This is a genomic window from Rahnella sp. AA, from assembly GCF_002834385.1.
Lineage (GTDB): Bacteria > Pseudomonadota > Gammaproteobacteria > Enterobacterales > Enterobacteriaceae > Rahnella.
In genome coordinates this window covers 75,236-101,113 of sequence record NZ_PITQ01000002.1, presented here as the reverse complement: position 1 = coordinate 101,113, position 25,878 = coordinate 75,236, and the positions used below count along the sequence as shown (strand labels likewise).

Here is a 25,878-nt window from a genome sequence, read left to right as displayed (position 1 = left end):
TGTCGCGGGATGAAGGATTTTCCCCGGCACATGCTATTGCACGTTCCGCAATTGAGGAGTTGGCTTGTGTGTTCACATGTTCACGATCCGCACATTTTGTGCCCGCAGTGCGATTTGCTGGTAGCAATTCCTGATATTGCCATAGGGCAAAAAGCAAAATGTCCACGCTGCCACACGACATTAACGTCGCGCTGGAAAGAACCTCGCCGGCGTCCTGTCGGTTATGCAATCAGTGCGCTATTCATGCTGTTGCTTGCCAACCTTTTCCCTTTCGTCAATATGAACGTTGCCGGGCTGAGCAGTGAAGTGACACTGGTCCAGATCCCGCAGGTTCTGGTTTCTGAAGATTACGCCAGTATGGCGTCGCTGTTTATGATCGTGGTGCAACTGCTCCCGGCGGTTTGCATGCTGTCGATTATCCTTCTTTGCTACGGCAACAAAATTCCTGTTCACTGGAAAGTGAGCATCGCGCGTACGCTGTTCCGGCTGAAAAGCTGGTGCATGGTGGAGATTTTCCTCGCCGGTGTGCTGGTGAGTTTCGTCAAGCTGATGGCATATGGTGATGTCGGGATTGGTACCAGCTTTATCCCTTATGTTCTGTTTTGCCTGTTGCAACTGCGCGCTTTTCAGTGCACCGACCGCTTCTGGGTGTGGGAACACATCGAACCTGCACCTGAACTTGTTCAGCCGTTACGGGTAGGCGAGAGCGGTTTGCGCCAGGGGCTGCGTTCCTGTCATTGCTGCATGGCGATTTTGCCTGCGGAGCAGGAAGTGTGTGGCCGCTGTAAAAGCAAAGGCCACGCGCGACGTAAAAATAGTCTGCAATGGACGATGGCCTTGCTGGTGACGTCCATACTGTTATACCTACCGGCCAATATGCTGCCGATTATGATTACCCAGGTATTGGGCAATCCGATGCCCTCAACGATTATGGCCGGTGTCGTTCTGTTGTGGAGTGATGGCTCATATCCGGTAGCGATGGTGATTTTCATCGCCAGTATTATGGTGCCGACATTAAAAATGATCGCCATTGCCTGGTTGTGCTGGGATGCCAACAGTAACAAGCAAATCGATAGGGAAAGGTTGCATGTCATTTATGAAGTTGTTGAGTTTGTTGGCCGCTGGTCAATGATTGACGTGTTTGTCATTGCGGTGCTGTCTGCTCTGGTTCGGATGGGGCAGCTGATGAGTATTTATCCGGATATCGGCGCGCTGCTGTTTGCGGGTGTTGTTATCCTCACGATGTTCGCCGCCATGACGTTTGACCCAAGGCTCATTTGGGATCGCGCTGGAATGAAGTCTGCAAAGGAGCCACAAGATGGCAGGAAATAACATGGCAGGACAAGACGGGACTGCCAAAGTAGAAAAGATTAAACGCTGGTCACCCGTGTGGATTGTGCCGATCGTGACCGCGCTGATTGGCGCATGGATCCTGTTTTATCACTTCAGCCATCAGGGGCCGGAAGTTACATTGATTACTACCAGCGCAGAAGGTATTGAAGGGGGTAAAACCACCATCAAAAGCCGGAATGTTGACGTGGGTAAAGTGGAAACTGTCACGCTCAGTGATGACCTGCAGCAGGTCATCATCAAGGCACGGCTCAACACCGGCATGGAGAAAATGCTGCGTGATGACTCTGTATTCTGGGTTGTTAAACCCCAAATCGGTCGCGAAGGCGTCTCCGGGCTGGGGACGTTATTGTCCGGCGCTTATATTCAGCTACAGCCGGGAAATAAAGGTGGCGAGAAAGCGGAATATAAACTCGATGATTCCCCACCGCTGGCGTCACCGGATGCGAAAGGTGTACGTGTCATCCTTGAAAGCGAACGCTCAGGGCAACTGAATCCGGGCGATCCGGTGCTGTTCCGGGGTTATCAGGTGGGGACGGTGGAAACCAGCCACTTCGATCCTCAGGCGCGTAACATCAAATATCAGCTCTTCATCCGCGCCCCTTACGACACGCTCGTCACCGACAATGTGCGTTTCTGGAAAGACAGCGGAGTGAACTTTGATATGTCCGCCGCCGGTATGCGTGTGGAAATGGGTTCTCTGACCACGTTATTCAGCGGTGGTGTCAGCTTTGATATTCCGAACGGCTGGGCGCAAGGTTCTGAAGCGAAAAATGGCGATAACTACCAGTTGTTTGACGATCAGAAAAGTATTCAGGACTCGCTGTATACCCGTCATACGGATTACGTGATGTTCTTCTCGGATTCGGTTCGTGGTTTGCAACCGGGCGCACCGGTGGAGTTCCGGGGTATCCGCCTCGGGACGGTGGCTGAAGTGCCTTATCCGTTGAATGTTCTGAAACAGCAGATCACCGACGATTACCGCATCCCTGTGTTGATCCGCATTGAACCGGATCGCTTTGATCAGCTATTAGGCGTTAATTTCAATATTGAAGATCATATCCGGGATGGCATTGCTCATGGTCTGCGTGCTTCTATGAAGTCAGCGAACTTGTTAACGGGGGCAACGTATATCGATCTGGATTTCTATCCGAACGAGAAACCGTGGAAAGGGCCGCTGGAAATTGCCGGGCATAAACTGTTGCCAACCGTGAGCGGCGGGTTCGCGCAAATCCAGCAGAAATTGATGACGACACTGGATAAAATCAACAATCTGCCGATTGAGCCGATGATGCGTGAAGCCACCAGCACGCTGGCTGAAAGCCAGAGAACGATGAAATCTACGCAGAAAACCATCGAATCTCTGAACGCGATTGTCTCAAGCAAAGAGATGAAAAACCTGCCAGCGGATATGCAGCAAACGTTGATCCAGCTTAACCGTAGCCTGAAAGGCTTCCAGCCGGGCTCACCGGCTTACGGCAACCTTGTCGGCGATATGCAGAGCCTGGATAAAACGCTGCGTGAACTTCAGCCGGTATTGAAAACGCTGAACCAGAAAAGTAATGCACTGATTTTCGCCGCCCCAGGGCAAGATGATCCTCAGCCGAAGAAGGCCAAATAATGATGAAATGGATACCTGTCGTCTTAGCATTATTCCTGTCTGCATGCAGCAGCAGTAACGAGAAAACGTACTATCAGCTGCCGGTACTCAGTAACGCGCCAGTGGCAGGAAGCTCGGTGGCGCCAGGTTCAGCCGCGCAGCGCCATTTGTGGGTCGAGCGGGTGAGTGTGGCTGATTATCTGGCGGGCACAGGTTTGGTCTATCAGACCAATGACGTGCAGTATACGCTGACCCAGAACAATCTCTGGGCCAGCCCGCTGGATCAGCAGCTCCAGCAATCACTGGTGACTTACCTGCGCCGTGATCTGCCGGGCTTCCTGGTTTCTTCACTGGCGGGCAGTTCTGACGAACAGGATGTGCTGAATGTGAATGTCACCGGTTTCCACGGACGTTACGACGGTATCGTAGTGGTCAGCGGAAGCTGGACGCTGACGCACGGTGGACAGACGGTTCAGCGTGATTTCGCGCTGAATCTGAAACAGAACGAAGACGGTTATGATGCGCTGGTCAGAACGTTGGCCGCAGGCTGGCAGCAAGAAGCAAGCCAGATTGCGTCACAGATAAGATGACAATTTTTTAAGCTTAATATTTTTTAAGTTATAGACAAAAAATCCCGGTTTCTGACTTTTCAGACACCGGGATTTTTTTAGGGCGATCAGCCAGATGAGTTTTCAACCGGCACGATTAATTTGCGCGCAATCGAATAATATAACTCACGAATGTGACATTGGCGTGAAATTTGCGCATTGACCTCCCTTCATATTACAGCTATTTGTTAGATGTGGACGCGAAAGCGGGCCACTGTTTTCTTTCCACCTGACCTGAATAATGAGGGATATAAGGCATGAAGAGACAAAAACGCGATCGCCTGGAACGGGCACAATCACGTGGATACCAAGCAGGTATTGGCGGGCGCTCAAAAGAGATTTGCCCGTACCAATCATTAGATGCCCGATCACACTGGCTCGGGGGTTGGCGACAAGCCATGGAGGACAGGGCTGTTACCGCTTAAGCGGCTACCCTGTCAGAATAAGGAACGACCTCCGCTGCGCGCGGAGGTTTTTGTTTATAGCGACCCGCATTTTACGTTAAAAGCCCCAAAAAAAAACGGCGAGCTTATCGCTCACCGTTTGTATGGTGCTTAACTGAAGCGGCTTTTAGAACGCGGCAGCGTCTTTGAACAGGCCGACTTTCAGATCCGTTGCGGTATAGATAACTACGCCATCAACCAGAACTTCGCCATCTGCAACGCCCATGATCAGTTTACGGTTGATCACGCGTTTGAAATTAAGGCGGTAAGTGACCAGTTTAGCGGTCGGTAATACCTGACCGGTGAATTTCACTTCACCCACACCCAGCGCGCGGCCTTTGCCTTCGCCACCGAGCCAGCCCAGATAGAAACCTACCAGCTGCCACATTGCGTCCAGACCCAGACAACCCGGCATGACCGGATCACCGATGAAATGGCAACCAAAGAACCACAGGTCCGGATTGATATCTAATTCAGCTTCAACATAGCCTTTGCCATGGGTGCCGCCATCTTCTTGCATCTTAACGATGCGATCCATCATCAGCATATTGCCTGATGGTAATGGAGGACCGCCAGCGCCAAACAGTTCACTGCGGCCAGAAGCTACGAGGTCTTCTTTCGTATAGGAATCGCGTTTATCTACCATGTTCTATGTAAGCCTTATTTTAATGAAGGGCGAAGTTTAGCGAACAGCTGTAAGCTGAACAACTCCGATCAGCTGTGGCTGAACCAGTTCAGCCAGCGAAGAGGCCACGGATAACGCGGGCCACCTTGCGAGGTTGCCAACGCGATACGCTGCTGAATTAATCCCAGCAGGGTCGGACGTTCTTCTTCAGCTTCTTCTTCGTTTGTGTAAATCAGTCCGGTCAGGATAGGCAGCGCTTCGGCTGCGTTATCGACTGCCCATAAGTGAAACTGGCCTTCGCGAACGGCGTCCAGCACTTGCGGATGCAGGCACAAATTACGCACGTTGCTGGTTGGCAGAATGACCCCTTGCTTGCCGGTCAGACCACGACGCTGACAAACTTCGAAGAAACCTTCGATTTTCTCATTTACGCCACCAATAGGTTGCACGTTCCCAAACTGATCGACAGAGCCGGTTACCGCAATTTGTTGATTAATCGGCTGCATCGACAGAGCGCTGATCAGTGCACAGAGTTCAGCAAGAGAAGCGCTGTCGCCGTCCACTTCTCCGTAGGATTGCTCAAACACAATCGAAGCGGAGAAGGGCAGAGGCTGGTCGAGTTCTAATTCGGAAATCAAAAAAGCTTGCATAATCATCATGCCCTTAGCATGAAGATTGCCGCCTAGTTCCGCTTTACGCTCAACGTCGGTAAATTCACCGTCACCGGTGTGTACGACACAACTAATACGGGAAGGTTCACCCAGTGCACGAGGATGTCCGGGATATTCCAGTACAGAGAGCCCGTTAATTTGCCCGACAACTTCACCTTCTGTCTCAATACGAATCTGACCCAGTTCGATCTCATCTTGCATACGCTCCTGAAGATAGCTTTCACGCCAGGCACGCGCGTTGGAAGCGGCTTCAAGGGCTTTGGCGCTGAGCAGGTCATCTTCATTGTAGAGCGCTGCTTCATTCAATTGTGTATTTAACCAGACGGGATCAAGTGTCAGGCTGCCTTGATCCGTGCTGTGCCGGATTGCCATTTTCAAAAATTCAGGCCAGGCATCAGCAGCAAGGCGTGGAATTTCAAGCTCATCGGCCAGCGTGTTTACGTAAGCGCACCATGTTTCCATGTTGCTTTCTTCCGTCAATGGCAGGTCAGCTTCAAATTCACCATAAATAGCTGAATCTATCAGCTCCGGCTCCATATCACTGAGGTCACCCAACGACAGACGGTCGCCGACGAGGATCAGACGAATATCCAGTGGCATTGGCGGGATTGTCACCGGTAATGGTCGGGTTTCATCCGGCGACACCCAATGATACTGACCTTCAGTGATCATCTGCTTCAGACGTAACCACATCAGCGGCTGAGCGATGAGGGTGCGGATAGAAAGAACCAAAACGCCGCCGTTAATCTGATGCACCAGCCCCGGCTCCAGCTGAATCTGATCTTTATACAGACGCACACACCCGAACAATTGCTCCGCTTCAATCCACTCGCGGTACTGGCAAGTATATTTCGCTGCAAAAGCATCTTCCGCGGATTTAGCCGCCAGCAACGTCACTTTGTTGCCTTCAATGTGATAGCGGTTACCCATGATTTCAGCGGGCTCTGGCATCAAGTCACTGACGACCCGGGCAATGAGTGATAGATATTCGCGGTTTTCCTGCGCCTTAAGCGTCATAAAACGCGGACGGGAGCGGGGGTGACAAAACAGCGTTAAACCATTTTCCAGCCGAGGCTGAGTTCCTGCGAAATCGACAGGGGCTAACTCGGCAGCCGTTGCAAAGATTGCCTCGTAAGGCGCGGAGTCGGGCAGTAAAAGCTGCCAGTCAAGTCGGTTATTGGTCAATGTGTTAGCTGTTTTCTATAAAAGGGAAAGTGCGATTATACAAGAATAAGTCCGGCTGCATACAATGAGAGTCATAGCGGAATTGGTCTTAGTGCACATTGCTGAACAGGTGCGTAAAAAACAGCCAGAATAAGCGGGTTTATTTGGGGTGAAAATTGAATTAAAGCTGTTATGCTTAGTAAAGTTACGGGGTCACCGAAGAGTTCACGATGAAATATCAGCAACTGGAAAATCTGGAAAGCGGATGGAAATGGAAGTACCTGGTGAAAAAGCACCGGGAAGGAGAACGCATTACTCGCCATTTGGAAAACAGTGCCGCGCAGGAATCCGTGAATCAGCTTCTCAGCCTGGAAAATGATCCCATTAAGGTAGCGGATTGGATCGTCAATAATATGAATCCGGCGCTGGACAATCGGCTCAAGCAAACTATTCGTGCACGCCGTAAACGGCACTTTAATGCTGAACACCAGCATACCCGTAAAAAATCTATCGATTTAGAGTTTCTGGTCTGGCAACGTTTAGCGGGTCTGGCGCAAAGGCGAGGAGTAACGCTGTCTGATACCATCATTCAGTTGCTTGAAGATGCTGAGCGTAAAGAGAAATATGCTAACCAGATGTCATCCCTGAAAGAAGATCTCCAGCAAATCCTCGGAAAGAAAGAGAGTTGATGGATTCATTTGAATCCAGCCGACATACGTTTTTCATCGTCAGCTGAAGACATAAAAAAACCCCGCCAAGGCGGGGTTTTTGATATCTGTAGCAAAAGCTAAAGAGTGTTATTAAGCCTGTGGCTGAGTAACAGTATCTTTGTAGCCTTTAACTTCGATTTCTACACGGCGATCTGGTGCCAGGCAGTCGATCAGAGCTGCACGACCTTTAACGGAGTTACAGGTAGAACCGGTAACTGGGTTAGATTTACCTTGGCCTTGTGCAGAGATCTTGTTAGCAGGGATACCTTTAGATACCAGGTAATCTACTACGCTCTGAGCACGTTGCTCAGACAGTTTCTGGTTGTATTGTTCTGAACCGATACGGTCGGTGTAACCCAGAACGATAACAGAACCGTCTTTAGGATCGATTGAGCTCAACTGGCTGTACAGCTGATCCAGAGCCTGTTGGCCTTCTGGTTTCAGAGTCGCTTTGTTGAAGTTGAAGAGAACGTCAGATTTCAGAGTGAATTTCTTAGTCTCAACAACTGGAGCTGGTGCTGGAGTTGGTGCCGGAGCAACAATTGGAGCTGCGTCATCTTGACCGAAACGGTAAGAAACACCTACAGACAGCATTGCGTTGTCAGGACGTGCGCCAACAGTTTCAGCATCACCGATGTTGTTAACCCACTGGTAATCCAAACGGGTAGCCCAGTTTTTGGTTACTGCGTATTCAACACCCACTGCAGCCAGTGGAGAAACACCAGTGTCGTGATCGCTAACGCGGCCATTTGCACCGTTGTTGAAGTTGCCATTGGCATCTGCACGCCAAACCATACCACCCAGACGGGTGTACAGGTCCAGATCGTCAGTCAGCGGATAGCTCAATTTAGCAGCCAGCTGAACGCCTTGTGCTTTGAACGCGCCGTTGTTTACGCTGCCTTTGTAAGGCATACGGCCAAGCCAGTCATATCCCATTTCAAAGCCCAGGTATTGGTTTGCTTGGTAACCCAAGAACGCACCTGCACCCAGTTGGCTATCGTGGGTAGGGCCATTGCCGATACCGTTGTAAGCATTTGCGAAACCAGTGTCATGGTATTGGGACCAGCCCAATTTACCACCGGTATACCAGGTGTTATCTTTAGGGGCGGCTTGCGCTACGGTAGCGAAACCTGCCAGTGCCACTGCTAATGCGATAGCTGTCTTTTTCATTTTGCGCCTCGTTATCATCCAAATAGGCAATTGAGCTTTAAGCTTTTTAAGCCCTTGGTTAAAATCCTTACGCCAAGATTATTGCGTCATTTCAGAACTTGCCACTTTACGTTGGCATTATAGAGCAACCTTGGCGTTGTAAAGTCTACAACGTGGCGCGAAACTTACAAGCTTGATGTGTTAACACCTCGGAAAAAAAGGAAAAAACGTACACATTTCTTAACGGCTTTGACTATTTGCTGACAAATTCTGCAAATAATCTGTGTTCCGGATGCCCGTTTTTACTGGCCTGGAGAGCTTTTCTAGCATAAACCACTAAGTTCATCGTTATTTTCATAGGAAGATTCCTATTTTGAACTAATGGTATACAGACGAGTGAATTTTTACTGTGGAGTGGTGTCCACATGCTGAATTCTGCTCATTTGTCGGTTTCATGATGAACCCGTAAGCGCCCCCCTGACGTGCCGCAAGTTGCAGCCTTTCTCGCTGTTCATCGTTCAATTCAGGTAACCACCCCAGCACTACGCTGTAGTTTCCCGTCTGCAAGGCTTTTTCCATTGCATCCACTGTCGACATGGCCGTGATTTGGTTTACCTGCACCATCTTATCAACGGGCAACCCTGACTGTGAAAGCCAGTCGCGACTTAGCTTTTGCTGAGGTGTGAGCCATAAGAGCCAGCGAGATTGCATCCCCAGATGTTGCAGCAGCGGCAATAATAACTGTGCAAAAGCAGGTTGGCTCGCACTATAGACGAACTCAGTGATCAGACCATTATTCAAGGATGCAGACGTATTTACCTGTGAGCGGGAAACGGGCAAAGCAAGCTGGCTAAAATGATGATTTGCATGATGTTGAGTTCGCATAGTGATGTACCCCAGTGAGTTACTGTATGAATGTACAGTACTCTGGCGGAGAACAAAGATCAACCCAATTTTTCCAAGACATCTCGCAAATTTTGAAGGCAACTGGCTGTAACTGCATTTTGTATTTGTTGAGTTTCACGACATTGCGTATTTTGCTTTTAAGCTCTTCGGGTAACTTAAATTGAAAGTAAGGAATTTATGTGAAAAGGATAACGCAATGATAAACCAATCAAAAAAAAGAGTGCTTGAATGTCTGAGCTTGTTTGCTCCTCTAGGTAATATGCGGTCTCGCACCCAGTTTGGCGGTTTCAGCTTATCTGCCGATCGTGTCATGTTCGCTCTTGTCTCTGAAGGCGAGTTGTATCTTCGAGCAAATAACCAAAATGAAACGCATTTTCGTCGAAAAAAAATGGAAAGGCTGACCTACCGTAAGCGGGGGATGTCCGTGCAACTGCGTTACTTCAAAGTCAGCCAGGAGCAATGGAACGACCCTCAAATGTTACTTAAACTGGGCACGCTTTCGCTGAAAGGAATGCAATATGATATTGAAGAGAGAAAAAATAATGAAACGAGGCGGCTGAAAGACTTACCTAATCTCACGCTTGCACTGGAAAAAATGCTCTGGCAAGTCGGCATTGAAAATTCACGAGACCTGCGCATGCAGGGTGCATGTAAGACATACCTCAAGCTGTGTGCGATAAAAAAAAAGAATTTGGGAATTAATCTGTTAATGGCTTTGGAAGGGGCAATTCTGGGCTTTCATGAAGCCGCCTTGCCGACGGCTTCCAGAGAATCACTGACCCTCTGGTTTAACCGTCAGCCACCAATGATACCCGCCAGCGTGCATTAATTTTTGCTGAAAAATGCACGGATGTTGTCAGGCATGGCTCTGAACAGGCAGGATTTTATTATTCAGACTGGTGAGTTCAGGCAAATGGGCCACCAGTAATCCAATTTGTTGTAAAACGAGCTGCTCTTTACTGTCAAAATCCGGGGTCCTCATTTGGATACGCAGGGCAAGCTGTTCCAGCGCCTGTGCAATTCGTGAATCGTCTGAAGGTAAATGGTGCAAAGCATCATCCACGCAGCACACGGCATCATCAAGCAAAGCCAGCGTTTCTGTATCAGTAAGTTTTTCCCTGTGGGCCCCTAACGCGGAAATATAGCTCAGCATGGTGTGGTTAAGACACAACAGGCGAAATGCCGCTTCAAGGGTTGCCGGATCGTTATTTTTCTCCGAGCCCATATTAGAGACGACGGATGCTAACTCCGCGTCACAATTGTGCGCATCACGGCGTGCCAGTCTGTAGTCCAGGCTGTTATCTTTGCCCTGATGGTATTGCACTAAAATTGCGTCCAGATAGCGGCAATTAGCATCGAATGTTTTGCTAATAACTCTGTCGATCTGTCTGAATTTCCAGTCTGGCCAGATAAATGTCACCGCAGCCCAGGCGATGCCACAGCCAATCAAAGTATCAATGATCCTCGGAATGGCAACTTCAAAGCCTTCACCCAGCAAATTGAAGCATAATAATACCAGCAAGGTAATAAACATGGTTGCCTGCGCGTACTGCACTGTACGGAATGCAAAAAACAGCAAACCACTGATGACAATCAAGATCATCTGGCCGTCAACTGAGGGCACGAAATACAAGATGGGGATGCCCAAAGCAATACCGGCAAGCGTGCCAATGATTCTCAGCGCCAGCCGGCGACGGGTTGCACTGTAGTTGGGCTGACATACAAAAAGGCTGGTGAGCAAAATCCAGTAACCGTGATTGAGCCCGCTGACCTGGATAAATACATAGCCGATAAAAAGCACCACAGACATGCGCACCGCATGGCGAAACAGCACAGACTGCGGCGTAAAATGACGGGAAATCCGCAGCCAGATATCATCAAGCCCCGTCAGACGGTCTTCAGCGAACGTGTTTTTACCGGCCTGATTTTCCGGCAAGGACTGTTCAGATTCAATATTTGCCAACTGTGCATCGATAGCATGCAGATTACGCAGCAGATGGCGCAGCGCCTGCAGCATATCGCGGTGTTCTCCTTGCAATTCCAGACGTTTCAGTGCTTCACCCAGCCGGGAAAATGCCCGTTCAAACTGGCTGTTATGAATATATTGCTGACGATACAAAATGCACTGGGAAAGCTGCAAACAGGCGCGAGCCTGCATACTCATCAGACGCTGAAAGCGGAACAGGATGTCACTGTGATGAAATTGCTCACTTAATTTGAGGTATTTGACATGGGATGAACTGGCGCGTTCATGAATGTCCTGCACGACAAAATAGTAGTGCAGGGTGCGGCGCGTCCCTTTTTGCCCCCTGTCACCTTTCAGACGGGTTTGCAGCGTATTTTTTGTCTGATTAAGTGTGGAAACCAACTGACCGTTGGCCATAGCCAGCTCCACCAGTTGCTGATTGTTGTCTTCCTGATCGGGGTCAAAAAGCGTCGCTTTTGCTTCCAGATAGGCCGCCAGCTGGATGAAACAACGGGATATTTGATCCTGCAACGGACGGATAGGGAAAATAATATGCCCGGCCAGTGTCAGCAGGTTATACCAGATAGCCCCGGCGAGCAGAATGAGGGGCTGCTGGTACCAGATGTGGTACATGCTGGTGCCGAGCATGGTATAAATGGCGATCAGCAATGCACCGAACGCAATCGTTGCGTACCGCTGCCCCAGCGCGCCAAGCAATATAAAACCGCAGGTTGAAATCATCAGCCCGGGAGCAAACAACCAGGGGTAGGGGAACAGCAGCTCTATCGACGCCGACGCCACGAAAAAGCAAATCAGCGTAATCAACAGATTGCGTAACCGGCCAGCCAGCCGGTCATCAAGGTCAGTCAGTGCAGCGGCAACCACACCCAGCGTGAGTGGGATCGTTAGCGTAATCTGGCCCAACCACCACGGGACGGCGGCTGCACCTGTCAGGGCAATGAAAATCCTGATGTGATAAAGGACATTGCTGTTATAGGCATAACGCCTTAAACCCGGTGCAATAGAAAGCACGAAAAAACCCCACGTTTATAATCATTCATAATTTAAAATCGTATTCAGCGAATGCGTCCATTTTTTATCTGACGGCTTGCATTGGCTTCACGGACTTGTTTTGCCAGCTCAACGGAAACAACTCTGCGCCCTACCGGCCAGAGTGCAATGGCTGCGATTTTAAAGTTCGCGATGCCCACCGGGATACCAATAATGCTGATACATTGAGCGATACCGGCCAAAATATGTGACAAGCATAACCACCAGCCGAAAAAAATAAACCAGAAGATATTCAACAGCGTTCCGCCGCCTGACAGGAGAGCGTTGCGTTTTTCAGGATACAATTCATCAACGTGCATTGCTTCGTTACCAAATGGCATCAGTGAAAGGCGGGTTATTTCCCAGCAGGAGCGGGTCAGCGGCAGGGTAAAAATCAGCACTATGCTCACCAGTGTGGCCAAAAGCCAGGCAAGCGTGGTGAAGAAACCGCCTAAAACGAAGTTAAGAATATTGAGTACTGTACGCATGTCGGCTCTTCCCAAAGGTATTAATAAGTTGAAAAATTGCAGAGTCACTAAAAATAAACATAACTTCTATTCTACTCTGTTTTGGAACGTGGATCGCCTTCGCGTATCGAAGGTAAACTCTTAAATACGCTTGCATGTAAAATTATAAACATTACCTTTGCATCAGAAATTAGAGAGAAAACACGGTGTGATGATATGGAATTGAAATCGACCTCATTGGGTAAACATCTGGCGCAGCATCCCTACAACCGGGTGCGTCTGCTTAATGCGGGTGTGGAAGTCAGCGGTGACAAACATCATTACCTGATCCCTTTTAATCAGCTTATCCAGATCCGCTGTAAGCGCGGCATTGTCTGGGGTGAGCTCGAATTTGAATTGCCTGAGGCAAAAGTTGTTCGCCTGCACGGAACCGAATGGCAGGAAACTCAGCGTTTTTATCAACATCTTCTCAAAATCTGGCAGGCCTGGAGTGAGGAGATGAGTGAGGTCAGCGCGGGCGTTTTGCACGGCCAAATTGAGAAAATTACGCACATTGAAGAACAGGATAAATGGTTTAAAAGTGCCGACCTGGCTGATGTCCGGAAAGACATCACGCAAGCTTTTACCGCCATTCCTGTCCCTGTTGAACGCCTCAATGATTTCGATAATTGCCGCGAAGATTATCTCACCTGCTTGCGCTGGCTTGAGCAGGGTAAGCGCAGCGTCGATAAGCGCAATCTGGCCTGGACTGACCGGGTGATTGCGGAAAATCAGGATTTCTTTGATACCGTCGAAGTTTCCCCGCTAAACGAAAGCCAGTGCCGTGCAGTGGTGAATGGTGAAGATGCAGTTTTAGTGCTTGCGGGGGCGGGCAGCGGTAAAACCTCGGTGCTGGTGGCTCGCGCAGGCTGGTTACTGCGCCGTCAGGAAGCCGTGCCGGAGCAAATCCTGCTGCTGGCGTTTGGCCGCCAGGCGGCCGATGAAATGAATACGCGTATAAAAGAGCGCCTGCATACCGACGGCATCAAAGCCAAAACGTTCCATGCGCTGGCTTTGCAGATTATTCAGGAAGGCAGCAAGAAAGTGCCAAAAATCAGTAAGCTGGAAACTGACGCCAAAGCACGTCGCAGCCTGCTTGTCAAAACCTGGCAGGAGCAATGTGCCGGTAAAAAGGTGCAGGCCAGCGGCTGGCGGCAGTGGATGACTGACGAGCTCGAATGGGATGTGCCGGAAGGGGATTACTGGAAGAGCAAATCGCTGTCCGAGCGTCTGGGCAGCCGCCTGGAACGCTGGTTGAGCCTGATGCGCATGCACGGCGGCAGCCAGGCTGAAATGATTGAAAGTGCGCCGGAAGACGTGAAAGATCTGTTTACTAAGCGCATCCGTCTGATGGCTCCACTGTTGAAAGCCTGGAAAACGGCGCTCAAAGAAGAGGGCGCGGTGGATTTCTCCGGGCTTATTCATCAGGCCGTGAATATTCTGGAAAAAGGCCGTTTTGTCAGCCCCTGGAAACACATTCTGGTCGATGAGTTTCAGGATATTTCGCCGCAGCGCGCTCTGTTGCTTGCGGCATTAAGCAAACTCAATAAACGCACCAGCCTGTTTGCGGTCGGCGATGACTGGCAGGCCATTTACCGCTTCAGCGGCGCAGAGCTTTCCCTGACTACCGCTTTCGCGACGAACTTTGGCGAAGGTGCGCAATGTGCTCTCGATACCACTTACCGGTTCAACGATCGTATCGGCGAAATCGCCAATAAATTTGTTCAGCAAAACCCTCATCAGCTGAAGAAACCGCTGAACAGCCTGACGAAGGGCAATAAGAAAAATGTGGTGATCCTGCCGGACGAACAGCTGGAAAAGCTGCTGGATAAGCTCAGTGGTTATGTCACCGCCGATGAAAAGATTCTGGTGCTGGCGCGTTATCATCATCTGAGGCCACAGATTTTAGAAAAAGCCGCTACCCGCTGGCCGAAGCTGAATCTTGAATTTATGACGATCCACGCCAGTAAAGGTCAGCAGGCGGAATACGTTATTATCGTCGGGCTGCACGAAGGCAACGACGGTTTCCCCGCACCGGCGCGTGAATCGGTGCTGGAGCAGGTCTTATTGCCGGAACCTGAAGATTTCATGGATGCCGAGGAACGGCGGTTGCTGTATGTGGCGATGACCCGTGCGAAGCATCAGGTCTGGTTAATGCAGGATAAAGCACGTCCTTCCATTTTTGTGGAACAGCTTGAAGATATCGGTGTTCCGGTGCAACGAAAACCCTGATAACAAAACGCCCGGCCAATGCCGGGCGTTTTGCTGATGAAAGCATGACAAATACGCAGCGGCGCGTATCACTCTTTCAAACGTGCCCACAAATAACGCTGATAATCAGGGATCGAAATTTCCACTTCTGACTGGAAGAGCGGAGAGGCAATCAGGAAATCGGCTGTCGCGACATTGGTTGCGACTGGAATATTCCATACGGTAGCCAGACGTAGCAGAGCTTTAACATCCGGGTCGTGAGGCACCGCATTGAGCGGATCCCAAAGGAAAATCAGCAGATCAATTTTCCCTTCAGCAATCAGCGCGCCAACCTGCTGGTCGCCGCCCATCGGGCCGCTCAGCATGCTTTTTACCGTAATGCCGGTGCTGCGCTGAACCAGATTCCCCGTGGTGCCAGTGGCGTAAAGAATGTGCTGCGACAGCTCAGCCACGTTTTTATCAACCCATTTCATCAGGGTATTTTTGCAGTGGTCGTGAGCGACCAGAGCAATATGTTTTTGTTTGGCGATAGTACGGGTCGTGTATTCCATCTAATTCCCTTCAACGCGAAAGTAAGAGTGGATCACAGAATACTGAAACTCCGTTTTACTGCATAGCGCGGGAGCAATAATTCGGGGTTAAGAAAGAGAATGCGTGATGCAGGTTAAATTACGAGGTGCGTTCCTGTTTTTCCGGTAGTTTAAACCAGAGTAACAATTGTTCAATGCCCGCATTGGCGGCCAGCCGGGTCCAAAGCGGGTGAAGATAGGCAATGGAGATTTGCGACGGCGCTTCGCTCGCCAGCGCTGATTTCTTATCGGTATTACCTTTCGCGAAAGAAGGTACCGCAGCACGTGCGCCGGATAAGTTATAGGTCATCATCAGTTTTTCGGCGTCTGCGGCATGTACCGGATTAAACATATTCAAAACATCACGCTGTGTGGGTATCTGATGCCCTCGTTCATCAATCAACTGATAATCCATGTGCTGGTTAAACTGCACCGCGTCTTTTTCATTGTTTAGCTGAGGCAAAATGAAAGAGACTGAACGGTTACTTTTGGCGTTAAAGGTGACGATGAGAGCCGGGGAGTGGTAAGGCAGTGGCATCTGCTGTGCGGCAGAATGAAGATTTTTGCTGACCTGAAACAGGATCTGGTGCTGACCGCCGTCAAGTTCAAGGCTGTCAGCGCCTTTCAGAATGGCACCGGACATCTGCTTGCCGTCAATCACCAGCACATCCACATCGGCAGACAGTTTGAGGGAGGTCGCTGAAGCTGACGCCATCAGGCTGAAGCTCGCTAATGCGACCAGCGCACGACAGACTTTCATTCTTCTCTCCTCAGACACACCATTGCTCATCCTCCATTATTCAGTAATGGTGATTGTGTGTCAAAGTTTTACAAAATGTTTTAATTTCACATGCGTTAATTCTTGGGGGGCGCTCATTTTTAAGCCGGGCACTGTCGAAACCGTCAGGCTGCGTTACACTTAATGCGGAAAGGTCAAAGGAGATAACCCCGTGCAAGATAATGATATTCGCAAAATTCTCGAGGATGTAAAAACGATCGCTCTGGTGGGTGCCAGCGATAATCCGGGACGCCCGAGTTACGGCGTGATGGCCTACCTGCTTTCTCAGGGATTTAAGGTCATTCCGGTCAGCCCTAAACTGGCAGGGCAGGAATTGCTGGGGCAAAAAGCGGTGGGAACGCTTGCCGAAATCGCGGAACCGGTGGATATGGTCGATGTTTTCCGTAATGCGGAAGCTGCTTACGGCATTGCGCAAGAAGCCATCGCGATTAAAGCGAAAGTGCTGTGGCTGCAATTAGGCGTGATCAACGAACAGGCCGCGGTGCTGGCAAAAGATGCCGGGTTGAAAGTGGTGATGGATCGCTGCCCGAAAATTGAAATCCCTCGTCTGGGAATGGAAAAGTAGCTATCGCAGGCAGTGATAATAAGATGAAAAACCGGCTCAAATAGCCGGTTTTTCATTAAGCGGGTGTGCGATGATCAGTTGCGCAGACGCGGCGCCTGTAGCTGGCTGCGAATAGATGCGGCCAGATCATCCAGCGAGGTTTGTTCCGGATGTGAACGCGCGGCTTCATGATCAATCTGAATTTCTGCCAGATAGGTATGCACCGGCTGGCCTTCTTCATCTTCCATCACCACATGATACCAGGGCGCTGTTCGCATCGAATCGTCTGCGGCAACATCGTCGACACCGGGCTTTTCGAGTGAATATTCCGCGTCGACGTCAATTACCACACCTAAATAGCCTAACAGTCTGTGGCGAACTTGCTGGCCGATACCGTATTTGCTGGCAATCATAGTCATCTCCCAAAATTATCCATTAATCTCTATATGGAGATAAAATGTGCTATTTCAAGTTTTGACCACTTAATCTGCTAAAAATTCTGCGACGCGCTGCCGGAACAGCACGTCGTGATCATCGGATTAATTCATCACCAGACAGGCGAAGCCCTTCAGGTATAAACCTTCAGGATACGCACCGGTCACCGGGTGATCGGCAGCCTGACGGAACTGCTCCACGAACTGAATTTCGCGACCGGCATCCAGTGCGGCGTCAGCGAGGATTTTCTGGAACAAATCGGTTGGCAGCAGGCCGGAACAGGAGAAGCTCAGTAAAATACCGCCGGGGCGCAGCAGCTGGATCGCCAACATATTAATATCTTTGTAGCCACGACAGGCGCTTGCCAGCTGGTTTTTGTTCTCAACAAATTTCGGCGGATCCATCACAATCATGTCGAACTGCTGGCCTTCCGCGCGATATTTACGCAGCAGCTGGAAAACGTCTTCGCGGACGAATTCTGCTTTCGACAGATCCAGTTTGTTCAGCTCAACGTTCTGACGCGCAACGTCCAGCGCGGCCTGAGAGGTGTCCACGTTGGTGACTTTGGTGCAGCCGCCCATCAGCGCAGACACGGCGAACGCGCCGGTGTAGGAGAAACAGTTCAGCACATTGCGGCCTGCGGCGTAGCTGCGTGCGGCAAAGCGGCTGTCACGCTGATCAAGATAGAAACCGGTTTTATGGCCTTCTTTGATATCAACCAGCAGGCTCATGCCGTGTTCCTGAATCGGCAGCAGGGCTGGCGGTTCTTCACCGACCACATGGCCCTGAACCAGTTCCAGACCTTCTTTCTTACGCACGGCAACGTCAGAGCGATCCCAGATTGCGCATTCCGGATAGCAGCGCTGCAATGCGGCAATCAGTGGTGCACGCTGGTATTCCGCACCGGCAGACAGCAATTGCAGCACCAGGAAATTCTGGAAACGGTCGATGGTGATGCCTGGCAGGCAGTCGGATTCACCGGCAATCAGACGGTAGCCGTCCAGCCCGTCACGTTTGGCGATATAATCACGCCAGCTTTGCGCCTGCTGTAAACGGCGGACGAAGAAATCGATATCGATATCTTCATCTTGCTGGAAAGTCCAGACACGGGCACGGATCTGGGATGACGGCGAATAAGCACCGCGCGCCAGCCATTTCCCCTGACTGTCTACAATATCAATAGTGTCGCCGGAATTGGCTTTACCCTCGACGCGCTGAACAGCGCCGGAAAACACCCACGGGTGGCGGCGTAAAAGTGATTTTTCGCGGCCTTTGGCCAGAATTAAACGTGCAGTCATAAAATTAGGTTCTGTCGGTTCGGAGACAAAAAAGAGCGACATTGTCCGGTCATGCAGGTGAAATTGCAACGAACCATACCGCTAACGGAGAGAAATATTATGGCAAAAGTCAGTATAGCCGCCTATGTCTACGGCATGGTGCAGGGTGTCGGTTTTCGTTTTGCGACACAACATCAGGCTACCGGGTTAGGGCTGACCGGTTATGCAAAAAATCTTGATGACGGCAGCGTCGAAGTGGTGGCGTGCGGCGAACAGGAGAAAGTGGATCAACTGTTAGCCTGGCTGAAACAGGGCGGCCCGAAACATGCGCGGGTTGATCGCGTGCTGAGTGAGCCCGCCGCGCCTGGTCATTACACCGATTTCAAAATCAAATACTGAACCATTACAGGCATTTTACCGGTTTAGGCAGGCCTGCGATTTTGGTCGCCTGTTTGGCCGGGCCTTTCGGGAAGAGCCTGAACAGATAGCGGCTGTTGCCTTTCTCTTCACCGTATTTCTTTGCCATTGCTTTCACCAGCATACGCACGGCGGGTGATGTATTGAATTCGAGGTAAAACTCGCGCACGAAACGCACCACTTCCCAGTGCGCGTCGGTCAGTTGAATGCCTTCTTCTTCTGCCAGCAGCGGCGCCATGCCTTCCTGCCAGTCATTACTGTTTTTCAGGTAACCCTGAGCGTCGGTTTCAATCACCTGACCGTCAAACTCCAGCATACAACCTCTGACTTGTAAAAATGCAGCCGACAGTTTAGCAAAAAGCCCTGTCAGACAAAATAAAAAGCCCCGCACGGTGGCGGGGCCCGAACGGATTACGTGTGTAATCAGTTACGTGATGACATCCCGAGAATGCTCAGCAGGCTGACAAACACGTTGTAGAGCGACACATACAGGCTGACCGTGGCGCGAATATAGTTGGTTTCGCCGCCGTGAATAATATTACTGGTCTCCCACAGGATCGCGCCTGCCGAGAACAGAATAAACAGACAGCTGATTGCCAGCGACAGCGCCGGAATTTGCAGGAACAGGTTCGCGATAACCGCGACCAGCAGCACGACAAAGCCCGCCATCATCATGCCCGACAGGAACGACATATCTTTTCGCGTGGTCAGCACGTAAGCCGAACAGCAGAAGAAGACCAATGCCGTACCGCCAAGCGCCAGCATAATAATGTCACCGGCGCCCACGGAAAGCAGGGAGCTCAGCAACGGCCCGAGCGTATAGCCCATGAAACCGGTCAGCGCGAAGGCGGACAAAATACCCGCCGGGCTGTTCGCTGTGCGGTAAGTCAGAAACATCAGGCCGTAAAAACCGACGATAGTCAGCAGGAAGCCCGGTGCAGGTAAGCGGAGAACTGTACTCGCCGTCGCAGTGATCGCCGAAACGCCGAGCGTCAGTGCTAACAGGAAATAAGTATTACGCAACACCCGGTGTGTGCTTAACAACGAGCCTGCGCGTGATGACGTAGTGGCAGCGTAACGATCCATAATAAAATTCTCACTTTTAACAAAACGTTGGAGTCGGTGAAAATACAGTCAGACTGAAGTGTAAATAGTGGCGCGGCGTCATTAAAGACGTTTTACCCTTCTTTACCTCCCTAAGTGCCGCCGGGCGGGGTTTCTTGATGCCAAAATCGCCGCAATGATGCTTAAATCGCCGCTTGAGAACCGAATGCCTGTTTTTCAGGCAATTGAATGCAATCAGGCTTTACAACCTGATCGGCTATGTTTATAGTTCGCTTCGTTGCGGAGGGGTGGCCGAGCGGCTGAAGGCACCGGTCTTGAAAACCGGCGATGGGAAACCATTCAAGAGTTCGAATCTCTTCTCCTCCGCCATAAACAACACAGAAAAGCTGCTAAGAAATTAGCGGCTTTTTTTGTCTCTGAAATTTGTGCCAGACAATTGGCTAGAACCCTTTCACTATTCAAATACTGCTCTGGATCAGTTGCCTGCAATTCACTCAATGCTAGTCTTATTTTTGTTGATGATATTTGATTATTGAGGTGCTAAATGGCAAAGGTTTTCTTAAAAAATATTTCGATAACCTTTGAATATCAGGATGTAGAAAAACAGAAGACCAAAAGATCAGTAGAGGTCGAATGGTATGATTCAAGCTCATTGATTTTTTCTGGTTATTGTTTGCTCCGGCGTGCAAAACGACATTTTAGAATTGATAGGGTTATTAAAGATTCTATCGTCGATAGTAACACTGGCGAAGTCATAGGAAATTTTGGTGGTTGGTACTTTAGAGAACATTGTTTCAACGAATCTCCTTCTCTTCGCCACGAGGTTTCTCAGAGTGGAGTAAATACTCCCGCGAATAAGCTCATAATAAACGCTGAAAAGCTTAGAAATGTTGGTATATCGGGCGTAAGAAGCCCAACCAAAGAACAAAATGATAATCTTCCGTCTTCAGCCTCGGATAGGCATCTCCCAAGGGGTATTGTTGAGATAGACTCACGCAACAAACCTCGTTCGGTAGCAGACCAGCCGCCATTACCTAATCGATCCATAAATCCCGAGACTGCGGCCCTCAAACGTTTTTCAATCAATAAAGTTTATGTGTCCACAATTTTACTATTTGTTCTCCTGGGTTATCCAACTGCCTCGGATTATAAAACACAGCAAATAACTCTTTTGAAAAGCCAGAGTATCCGATACACCTCTCAATTAGATCCTTCACATAAGAAATCGCTGCAAAGTAAAAAAATTAAAGGCTCAGCGAAAAGAAGTTCTGGCAGACTTTGAATTACTCGCAATCATTCCCAGATTGCAATGCAAGAGTATTTAAACCGACGCGCTTATGAGGCCGTTAATGGCTTCATCTGACAAATTGACCACAGATTTCACGCTGGCTTTAATACGGCAAATAATCTCTTCTCTTGGGCCATTACGCCAGTCGCCACTCTGATAAAACGATTGTTGCGACTCTGCCAGATGAACGAGGCTGTCATACGCACGTATCAAATGGTATGAATCTGAATCATGTAATGATGGCCCGTAAGCCACAACATCCATCCCGGCAGCGCGGTGAAGCGGAATACTTTCCTCTTGCATAATCCGGTGAAATTCCGCCCCCGAGTCTTTTTTAAGGCTATAAAGCAAAAATTCTACAATTCTCATGGTTGTCCATTCCTGGAAATTATTGGGTAACAGGGGGACAATGATACCTCGTCAGCGCATCTCAAAACTTCTCAATTAAATATTGTGAACAAAAACACGCCAAATAGTTCTATATGCTCATTAAATCAACAAAATAACGTAAAAAAGACTCTTGGCAACGGCTTAAATTCTTGTATACTACGCCCCGTACTGAACGACTGATGTCGCAAAGTACTTGTTGTTTACGGAGGGGTGGCCGAGCGGCTGAAGGCACCGGTCTTGAAAACCGGCGATGGGAAACCATTCGAGAGTTCGAATCTCTCCTCCTCCGCCATAAACAACACATTAAAGCTGCTAAGCAATTAGCGGCTTTTTTTGTGTCTGGAATTCGGGAGTTTGTGCAAATACGTGGTGTTTGGCGGGGACAATCGCCCCGCAGCGGATGAAAAACTACGGCTGAAAAACGTGTGCGTTGCCTTCGACGCGGATATCCACTGAGGTTCCCACAGCAATATCTCTCTGGCTGATCATCCTGATATCGAGCACCTGTTTGCTGTCGGCAAGCTCCAGGCTCAGCGTTGAGATAAACCCGGCAAAATCAACGCTGACCACCGTTGCGGGGCAGTGCATTGCCCCGGTCAGGTTTTCTGCGGGCGTAATGCGGATTTGCTCCGGGCGCAGCATGATGCGTGCGGTGCCGGTGCGAAACGCGTTATCCACTGCAATATTCCCCAACGCACAGCGTGCCTGGCCGCGTTCAAGGCGTGCGTCCAGCAGTAACGTTTCCCCTAAAAATGTGGCAGTCAGCTCGTCTGCCGGACGCAGATATAATTCCTGCGGCGCACCGACATGTGCCAGTTTGCCATTTCGCATGACCGCAACCTGATCGGCAAATGACAGCGCTTCGGTCTGGTCGTGCGTCACCAAAACCGAGGCGATACGTGTTTCCGCCAGCAATTCCGCCACCGCTTTTCGCGTTGATGCGCGCAGGGCGGTATCGAGGGCCGAAAACGGCTCATCGAGCAGCATCAGTACCGGCGTTTGCGCTAACGCCCGTGCCAGCGCCACGCGTTGTTGCTGACCGCCGGAAAGTTCGTGCGGCCAGAGTTCGGCCAGACGCCGGTCCAGAGCCACCATATCCATCAGCTCGTCGATGCGGATTTGTTTCTCACGTTTCCCGCCCGTCAGTCCGTACGCAATGTTCCCGGCAACAGTGAAATGCGGAAACAGCGCGCCATCCTGCGGAACAAATCCGATACCTCTTTTATGCGCGGGGATATGCAATCCGGTGCCGTGCAGCAGATTTCCCTGCAAAAAGACTTTGCCGTGATCGGGGTTTTCGAATCCGGCAATAATGCGCAGTAACGTGGTTTTTCCTGAGCCGGAAGGGCCGACAATCGCCGTCCGGCTGCCCGGACTGACGCGCAGGTCGATATTCTCCAGCACCCTGACGGCCGTGTAAGATTTGCTGATTCCACGCAGTTCGAGCGTACTCATAGTCCGGCCTTACGTTGAGATTGTGAATAAAGTATCCAGGTCAGCGGCAGCGACAGCAAAACGATCAGCAGCGCATAAGGCGAAGCCGCAACATAATCAATTTCACTGGTCAGCGCCCAGAACGCCGTCGCCAGCGTGCGGGTGCCGTTGGGTGCCAGCAATAACGTCGCAGTCAGTTCATTAGTGACCGCGAGGAAAACCAGCGCCGCACCGGCAGCGGCACCCGGTGCCGCAAGGCGCATCGTCGTGCTCCACAATGCCTGAAAAGGGGAACGTCCCAGGCTTCGGGCAGCGTTTTCCAGCTCTACCGGAGCCTGTGCAATTCCTGCCCGCAGATTGATTAATGCGCGCGGCATAAACATCAGCAGATAGGCGAACAAAATGGTGATTTCCGTCTGATAAAGCGGGCGTGCAATGCGGATAGTAATGGTGACCAGCGCCAGCGCGACGACAATGCCGGGCAGGGAGCTGGTGATGTAATTGCAGCCTTCCAGAAAGCGGTATAACCGCCCCGGATAACGCACCGAAATCCAGGCCATCGGCACCGCGCAAACCGTGGTGATTGCCGCACCGGCCAGCGCGTACAGCAGCGTTTGTTTCAGCGCGGGCCACAGTTGCGGATTAAGCCAGACATCGGTGCCGCCGAGATAAAGCCAGCGCGCCAGCGTAACAAACGGGACGCCGAGCGAAAGGGCGGTCAGCAGGACAGGCAGGCATAAACTCAGGGCTGTTATGCCGGTGCTCATCGGGCGCAAAATCTGCCGTCTGGCGCTGCCGGAGCCGACGCGGGCGTAGCGCGCTTTCCCGCGACTGGCGGTTTCCACCAGTAAAACGGCGAGACAGCACAGCGCCAGCACACCGGCCAGCATATTGGCGGCGGGGCCGTTAAACGTGGACTGAAACTGATCGAAGATCGCTGTCGTAAACGTATCGAAGCGGATCATCGCGTAAAGACCGTATTCGGCCAGCAGGTGCAGGGCAATCAGCAGTAGCCCGCCCCAGACGGCCAGTTTTAACTGCGGGAGAATCACCCGAAAAAAAACGGCAACAGGCGCTGAGCCTGCAGACGCTGCGGCATCTTCCAGCCCGGGATCAAGACGTCGTAAAACGGCGGCGGCGGGCAGATAGATAAAAGGGAAATAGGCAATCAGGGAGATAAATACGCCTGCGCCCAGCCCGTGCATTGACGGAACGAGGCTGATCCACGCGTAGCTTTGCACAAAAGCCGGAACCGCCAGCGGGGCTGTTGCGAGCAAAGACCAGATCCTGCGGCCGGGCAGACGGGTTCTTTCGGTCAGCCACGCCAGCGCAATGCCGGTGACGGCGCAAAGCGGCAGCGTGATGACCACCAGCAGCACGGTATTGGTCAGCAATTCGCCCACGCGAGGGCGAAAAACCAGTGCCTTAACCGTTTGCCAGCCGGTATCGAGGGTAATGCCGACCACGAATCCCAGCGGGAGCAACGACAGCAGGGACAATACCACCGCCGCCAGCACAATTCCGGCTCCTGCCCGGCGGGAGGAACCGTTGCGGCGGATACGCCATCTGGCGCGGACACCTTCGAGACTCATATTCGACATGATGATTAAGGCACGCTGCTCGTGAAAATTACTGCTGTTACAGCAGACCGGCTTGAGTCATTAAATCGACCACTTTCTTGCTGTTCAGCTTAGACGCATCCACTTTCGGCGCATCCAGTTCTTTAAGCGGAACCAGTTTCGGGTTAGACGCTGCGTTCACGCCAACGGCATATTCAAATGCGTCGTTAGTGCGCAGAATTTCCTGTCCTTGCTTACCGGTGATCCACTTAACAAATTCCTGCGCTTCTTTCTGATGCTTGCTGGAAGCCAGAACGCCACCGCCGGAGATGCTGACAAACGCGCCCGGATCTTTATGTTTGAAGTAATACAGCTGCGTATTTTTGCTGTTTTCACCGGTTTTGGCCTGATCCACAAAACGGTAGTAGTGATAGATGATCCCGCCGTCGATCTGCCCGGCGTTTACGGCTTTCATTACGGTGCTGTTGCCTTTATAGGCGGTGAAATTGGTTTTCATCGCTTTCAGCCATTCCAGCGTGGCTTTTTCGCCTTTCAGTTCCAGCAATGCGCTCACGATAGCCTGGAAATCCGCGCCGGAAGGTGAAGCCGCCCAGCGGCCTTTCCATTCCGGTTTTGCCAGATCCATCAGTGATTTTGGCAACTGTGCTTCGCTGATTTTTTCCGGGTTATAGACAAAAACGGTGGTGCGGGCGGCGATACCAATCCAGCGGCCATGCGCAGGACGGTAAGCGGAGTCCACCTGTTGCTGAGTGGCGGAATCGAGCGGGGCGAACAATTTGGCGTTATCCACCAGTACCATTGCCGGAGAGTTCTCGGTCAGAAACACGTCGGCCGGAGAGGCGCTACCTTCCTGCACCAGCTGGTTGCCGAGTTCGCTGTCGCCGCCGTTACGCAGCGTGACTTTGATACCGGTGTCTTTGGTGAATCCGTCGACCCAGGATTGCACCAGGTTTTCGTGCTGAGCGTTGTAAATGACGATGCCTTCATCGGCGGCGCGGGCAGTGAAAGCCAGCATCAGTGAGGAAGCGAGTAAAGCGACTGGCCCGAGTGAGGAAAAACGTAACTTCATAAGAAAATCCTTTAGAAAGAAAAAAGAAGAAGATAACGACGTCACTACATGT

26 protein-coding genes and 2 tRNA genes are annotated in these 25,878 nt (G+C 50.8%); 12 read left to right on the top strand and 16 right to left on the bottom strand.

The window, feature by feature from the left end; all coding sequences use genetic code 11:
• Window positions 1-30 precede the first annotated feature (30 nt).
• The 4 genes from pqiA to rmf all read left to right on the top strand — a co-directional run bounded on the left by pqiA (window position 31) and on the right by rmf (window position 3,983).
• Window positions 31-1,332, top strand: a complete 1,302-nt coding sequence (gene pqiA, locus CWS43_RS05355) for a membrane integrity-associated transporter subunit PqiA (protein ID WP_198555783.1) — start codon at window positions 31-33, stop codon at window positions 1,330-1,332.
• A 1-nt stretch (window position 1,333) separates the two neighbouring features.
• A complete protein-coding gene (gene pqiB / locus CWS43_RS05350; protein WP_198555782.1) occupies window positions 1,334-2,971 on the top strand; it encodes an intermembrane transport protein PqiB in 1,638 nt (545 codons plus the stop codon).
• Window positions 2,971-3,540: a membrane integrity-associated transporter subunit PqiC gene (gene pqiC, locus CWS43_RS05345; RefSeq protein WP_101075895.1), complete on the top strand. Its 570-nt coding sequence runs from the start codon at window positions 2,971-2,973 to the stop codon at window positions 3,538-3,540. Before pqiB ends, pqiC begins: the two co-directional genes overlap by 1 nt.
• Before the next feature lie 275 nt (window positions 3,541-3,815).
• Window positions 3,816-3,983 (top strand): ribosome modulation factor, encoded by a 168-nt coding sequence (rmf, locus tag CWS43_RS05340; RefSeq protein ID WP_013574871.1) that lies wholly within the window; start codon window positions 3,816-3,818, stop codon window positions 3,981-3,983.
• A gap of 145 nt (window positions 3,984-4,128) precedes the next feature.
• Here the strand turns inward: rmf and fabA are convergent, their stop codons facing one another.
• Window positions 4,129-4,647, bottom strand: coding sequence for a bifunctional 3-hydroxydecanoyl-ACP dehydratase/trans-2-decenoyl-ACP isomerase (gene fabA, locus CWS43_RS05335; protein WP_013574872.1), 519 nt, complete (start codon window positions 4,645-4,647; stop codon window positions 4,129-4,131).
• Between the two features lie 68 nt (window positions 4,648-4,715).
• Complete coding sequence (locus CWS43_RS05330) at window positions 4,716-6,482, bottom strand: Lon protease family protein (protein ID WP_101075894.1); 1,767 nt, start codon at window positions 6,480-6,482, stop codon at window positions 4,716-4,718.
• A 209-nt stretch (window positions 6,483-6,691) separates the two neighbouring features.
• Here CWS43_RS05330 and matP point away from each other — a divergent pair, with 209 nt between their 5' ends.
• The gene (gene matP / locus CWS43_RS05325) at window positions 6,692-7,150 is read left to right on the top strand and encodes a macrodomain Ter protein MatP (protein ID WP_101075893.1); all 459 of its coding nucleotides are present in this window, start codon (window positions 6,692-6,694) and stop codon (window positions 7,148-7,150) included.
• Window positions 7,151-7,261: 111 nt separating this feature from the next.
• Here matP and ompA read toward each other — a convergent pair whose 3' ends face one another.
• The gene (ompA, locus tag CWS43_RS05320) at window positions 7,262-8,341 is read right to left on the bottom strand and encodes a porin OmpA (protein WP_101075892.1); all 1,080 of its coding nucleotides are present in this window, start codon (window positions 8,339-8,341) and stop codon (window positions 7,262-7,264) included.
• 357 nt (window positions 8,342-8,698) lie between these two features.
• Window positions 8,699-9,205 (bottom strand): SOS-induced cell division inhibitor SulA, encoded by a 507-nt coding sequence (gene sulA, locus CWS43_RS05315; RefSeq protein ID WP_101075891.1) that lies wholly within the window; start codon window positions 9,203-9,205, stop codon window positions 8,699-8,701.
• Between the two features lie 217 nt (window positions 9,206-9,422).
• On the opposite strand from sulA, the gene CWS43_RS05310 reads away from it, so the two are divergent.
• A complete protein-coding gene (locus tag CWS43_RS05310) occupies window positions 9,423-10,055 on the top strand; it encodes a TfoX/Sxy family DNA transformation protein (RefSeq protein ID WP_101075890.1) in 633 nt (210 codons plus the stop codon).
• Window positions 10,056-10,082: 27 nt separating this feature from the next.
• On the opposite strand, the gene yccS is transcribed toward CWS43_RS05310, so the two are convergent.
• Both yccS and CWS43_RS05300 read right to left on the bottom strand, forming a co-directional pair.
• Entirely contained in the window at window positions 10,083-12,224 is a 2,142-nt protein-coding gene (yccS, locus tag CWS43_RS05305; RefSeq protein ID WP_101075889.1) for a YccS family putative transporter, read from the bottom strand.
• 44 nt (window positions 12,225-12,268) lie between these two features.
• Window positions 12,269-12,730, bottom strand: a complete 462-nt coding sequence (locus tag CWS43_RS05300) for a YccF domain-containing protein (protein WP_101075888.1) — start codon at window positions 12,728-12,730, stop codon at window positions 12,269-12,271.
• Window positions 12,731-12,925: 195 nt separating this feature from the next.
• Here CWS43_RS05300 and helD point away from each other — a divergent pair, with 195 nt between their 5' ends.
• A complete protein-coding gene (gene helD / locus CWS43_RS05295; protein WP_101075887.1) occupies window positions 12,926-14,980 on the top strand; it encodes a DNA helicase IV in 2,055 nt (684 codons plus the stop codon).
• A 68-nt stretch (window positions 14,981-15,048) separates the two neighbouring features.
• On the opposite strand, the gene mgsA is transcribed toward helD, so the two are convergent.
• Both mgsA and CWS43_RS05285 read right to left on the bottom strand, forming a co-directional pair.
• On the bottom strand, window positions 15,049-15,510 hold the full coding sequence (gene mgsA / locus CWS43_RS05290) for a methylglyoxal synthase (protein WP_101075886.1): 462 nt from the start codon (window positions 15,508-15,510) through the stop codon (window positions 15,049-15,051).
• Window positions 15,511-15,628: 118 nt separating this feature from the next.
• Window positions 15,629-16,288 (bottom strand): DUF2057 family protein, encoded by a 660-nt coding sequence (locus CWS43_RS05285; protein WP_101075885.1) that lies wholly within the window; start codon window positions 16,286-16,288, stop codon window positions 15,629-15,631.
• A 190-nt stretch (window positions 16,289-16,478) separates the two neighbouring features.
• Here CWS43_RS05285 and CWS43_RS05280 point away from each other — a divergent pair, with 190 nt between their 5' ends.
• The gene (locus tag CWS43_RS05280) at window positions 16,479-16,892 is read left to right on the top strand and encodes a CoA-binding protein (protein WP_101075884.1); all 414 of its coding nucleotides are present in this window, start codon (window positions 16,479-16,481) and stop codon (window positions 16,890-16,892) included.
• Window positions 16,893-16,966: 74 nt separating this feature from the next.
• Here the strand turns inward: CWS43_RS05280 and hspQ are convergent, their stop codons facing one another.
• Window positions 16,967-17,284 (bottom strand): heat shock protein HspQ, encoded by a 318-nt coding sequence (gene hspQ, locus CWS43_RS05275; protein ID WP_101076451.1) that lies wholly within the window; start codon window positions 17,282-17,284, stop codon window positions 16,967-16,969.
• Between the two features lie 126 nt (window positions 17,285-17,410).
• On the bottom strand, window positions 17,411-18,604 hold the full coding sequence (gene rlmI / locus CWS43_RS05270; protein WP_101075883.1) for a 23S rRNA (cytosine(1962)-C(5))-methyltransferase RlmI: 1,194 nt from the start codon (window positions 18,602-18,604) through the stop codon (window positions 17,411-17,413).
• Between the two features lie 99 nt (window positions 18,605-18,703).
• Here rlmI and yccX point away from each other — a divergent pair, with 99 nt between their 5' ends.
• Window positions 18,704-18,982: an acylphosphatase gene (yccX, locus tag CWS43_RS05265; protein WP_101075882.1), complete on the top strand. Its 279-nt coding sequence runs from the start codon at window positions 18,704-18,706 to the stop codon at window positions 18,980-18,982.
• Between the two features lie 4 nt (window positions 18,983-18,986).
• On the opposite strand, the gene tusE is transcribed toward yccX, so the two are convergent.
• The gene (gene tusE / locus CWS43_RS05260) at window positions 18,987-19,316 is read right to left on the bottom strand and encodes a sulfurtransferase TusE (RefSeq protein WP_101075881.1); all 330 of its coding nucleotides are present in this window, start codon (window positions 19,314-19,316) and stop codon (window positions 18,987-18,989) included.
• A 107-nt stretch (window positions 19,317-19,423) separates the two neighbouring features.
• Entirely contained in the window at window positions 19,424-20,086 is a 663-nt protein-coding gene (gene yccA / locus CWS43_RS05255) for an FtsH protease modulator YccA (protein WP_101075880.1), read from the bottom strand.
• Window positions 20,087-20,346: 260 nt separating this feature from the next.
• Here yccA and CWS43_RS05250 point away from each other — a divergent pair.
• Window positions 20,347-20,434, top strand: a tRNA-Ser gene (locus CWS43_RS05250).
• A 175-nt stretch (window positions 20,435-20,609) separates the two neighbouring features.
• Window positions 20,610-21,347 carry a hypothetical protein gene (locus CWS43_RS27165; RefSeq protein WP_157825352.1) on the top strand — a complete coding sequence of 246 codons (738 nt, stop codon included), beginning with the start codon at window positions 20,610-20,612 and terminating at the stop codon, window positions 21,345-21,347.
• Between the two features lie 39 nt (window positions 21,348-21,386).
• Here the strand turns inward: CWS43_RS27165 and CWS43_RS05245 are convergent, their stop codons facing one another.
• Entirely contained in the window at window positions 21,387-21,722 is a 336-nt protein-coding gene (locus CWS43_RS05245; protein ID WP_101075879.1) for an NIPSNAP family protein, read from the bottom strand.
• 225 nt (window positions 21,723-21,947) lie between these two features.
• Here CWS43_RS05245 and CWS43_RS05240 point away from each other — a divergent pair.
• Window positions 21,948-22,035 (top strand) — tRNA-Ser (locus CWS43_RS05240).
• Window positions 22,036-22,151: 116 nt separating this feature from the next.
• Here CWS43_RS05240 and CWS43_RS05235 read toward each other — a convergent pair.
• Genes CWS43_RS05235 through CWS43_RS05225 form a run of 3 tightly spaced genes read right to left on the bottom strand, consistent with a single transcriptional unit; the run spans window position 22,152 to window position 25,826 of the window.
• Complete coding sequence (locus CWS43_RS05235; RefSeq protein WP_101075878.1) at window positions 22,152-23,198, bottom strand: ABC transporter ATP-binding protein; 1,047 nt, start codon at window positions 23,196-23,198, stop codon at window positions 22,152-22,154.
• On the bottom strand, window positions 23,195-24,778 hold the full coding sequence (locus tag CWS43_RS05230) for an iron ABC transporter permease (RefSeq protein WP_101075877.1): 1,584 nt from the start codon (window positions 24,776-24,778) through the stop codon (window positions 23,195-23,197). The genes CWS43_RS05235 and CWS43_RS05230 overlap by 4 nt, the downstream gene beginning before the upstream one ends.
• A 37-nt stretch (window positions 24,779-24,815) precedes the next feature.
• Window positions 24,816-25,826 carry an iron ABC transporter substrate-binding protein gene (locus CWS43_RS05225; protein WP_101075876.1) on the bottom strand — a complete coding sequence of 337 codons (1,011 nt, stop codon included), beginning with the start codon at window positions 25,824-25,826 and terminating at the stop codon, window positions 24,816-24,818.
• Window positions 25,827-25,878: the final 52 nt, after the last annotated feature.

What these genes read in the sequence shown, in the direction of transcription:
- CWS43_RS05310 (WP_101075890.1), top strand. Translation starts at nt 9,423, where the DNA reads ATGATAAACCAATCAAAAAAAAGAGTGCTTGAATGTCTGAGCTTGTTT.
- sulA (WP_101075891.1), bottom strand. Translation starts at nt 9,205, where the DNA reads ATGCGAACTCAACATCATGCAAATCATCATTTTAGCCAGCTTGCTTTG.
- pqiA (WP_198555783.1), top strand. Translation starts at nt 31, where the DNA reads ATGCTATTGCACGTTCCGCAATTGAGGAGTTGGCTTGTGTGTTCACAT.
- ompA (WP_101075892.1), bottom strand. Translation starts at nt 8,341, where the DNA reads ATGAAAAAGACAGCTATCGCATTAGCAGTGGCACTGGCAGGTTTCGCT.
- helD (WP_101075887.1), top strand. Translation starts at nt 12,926, where the DNA reads ATGGAATTGAAATCGACCTCATTGGGTAAACATCTGGCGCAGCATCCC.
- pqiC (WP_101075895.1), top strand. Translation starts at nt 2,971, where the DNA reads ATGATGAAATGGATACCTGTCGTCTTAGCATTATTCCTGTCTGCATGC.
- tusE (WP_101075881.1), bottom strand. Translation starts at nt 19,316, where the DNA reads ATGCTGGAGTTTGACGGTCAGGTGATTGAAACCGACGCTCAGGGTTAC.
- fabA (WP_013574872.1), bottom strand. Translation starts at nt 4,647, where the DNA reads ATGGTAGATAAACGCGATTCCTATACGAAAGAAGACCTCGTAGCTTCT.
- CWS43_RS05285 (WP_101075885.1), bottom strand. Translation starts at nt 16,288, where the DNA reads ATGAAAGTCTGTCGTGCGCTGGTCGCATTAGCGAGCTTCAGCCTGATG.
- rmf (WP_013574871.1), top strand. Translation starts at nt 3,816, where the DNA reads ATGAAGAGACAAAAACGCGATCGCCTGGAACGGGCACAATCACGTGGA.
- rlmI (WP_101075883.1), bottom strand. Translation starts at nt 18,604, where the DNA reads ATGACTGCACGTTTAATTCTGGCCAAAGGCCGCGAAAAATCACTTTTA.
- CWS43_RS05300 (WP_101075888.1), bottom strand. Translation starts at nt 12,730, where the DNA reads ATGCGTACAGTACTCAATATTCTTAACTTCGTTTTAGGCGGTTTCTTC.
- CWS43_RS05225 (WP_101075876.1), bottom strand. Translation starts at nt 25,826, where the DNA reads ATGAAGTTACGTTTTTCCTCACTCGGGCCAGTCGCTTTACTCGCTTCC.
- yccX (WP_101075882.1), top strand. Translation starts at nt 18,704, where the DNA reads ATGGCAAAAGTCAGTATAGCCGCCTATGTCTACGGCATGGTGCAGGGT.
- CWS43_RS05235 (WP_101075878.1), bottom strand. Translation starts at nt 23,198, where the DNA reads ATGAGTACGCTCGAACTGCGTGGAATCAGCAAATCTTACACGGCCGTC.
- matP (WP_101075893.1), top strand. Translation starts at nt 6,692, where the DNA reads ATGAAATATCAGCAACTGGAAAATCTGGAAAGCGGATGGAAATGGAAG.
- CWS43_RS05230 (WP_101075877.1), bottom strand. Translation starts at nt 24,778, where the DNA reads ATGTCGAATATGAGTCTCGAAGGTGTCCGCGCCAGATGGCGTATCCGC.
- CWS43_RS05245 (WP_101075879.1), bottom strand. Translation starts at nt 21,722, where the DNA reads ATGAGAATTGTAGAATTTTTGCTTTATAGCCTTAAAAAAGACTCGGGG.
- pqiB (WP_198555782.1), top strand. Translation starts at nt 1,334, where the DNA reads ATGGCAGGACAAGACGGGACTGCCAAAGTAGAAAAGATTAAACGCTGG.
- hspQ (WP_101076451.1), bottom strand. Translation starts at nt 17,284, where the DNA reads ATGATTGCCAGCAAATACGGTATCGGCCAGCAAGTTCGCCACAGACTG.
- CWS43_RS27165 (WP_157825352.1), top strand. Translation starts at nt 20,610, where the DNA reads ATGGCAAAGGTTTTCTTAAAAAATATTTCGATAACCTTTGAATATCAG.
- mgsA (WP_101075886.1), bottom strand. Translation starts at nt 15,510, where the DNA reads ATGGAATACACGACCCGTACTATCGCCAAACAAAAACATATTGCTCTG.
- yccA (WP_101075880.1), bottom strand. Translation starts at nt 20,086, where the DNA reads ATGGATCGTTACGCTGCCACTACGTCATCACGCGCAGGCTCGTTGTTA.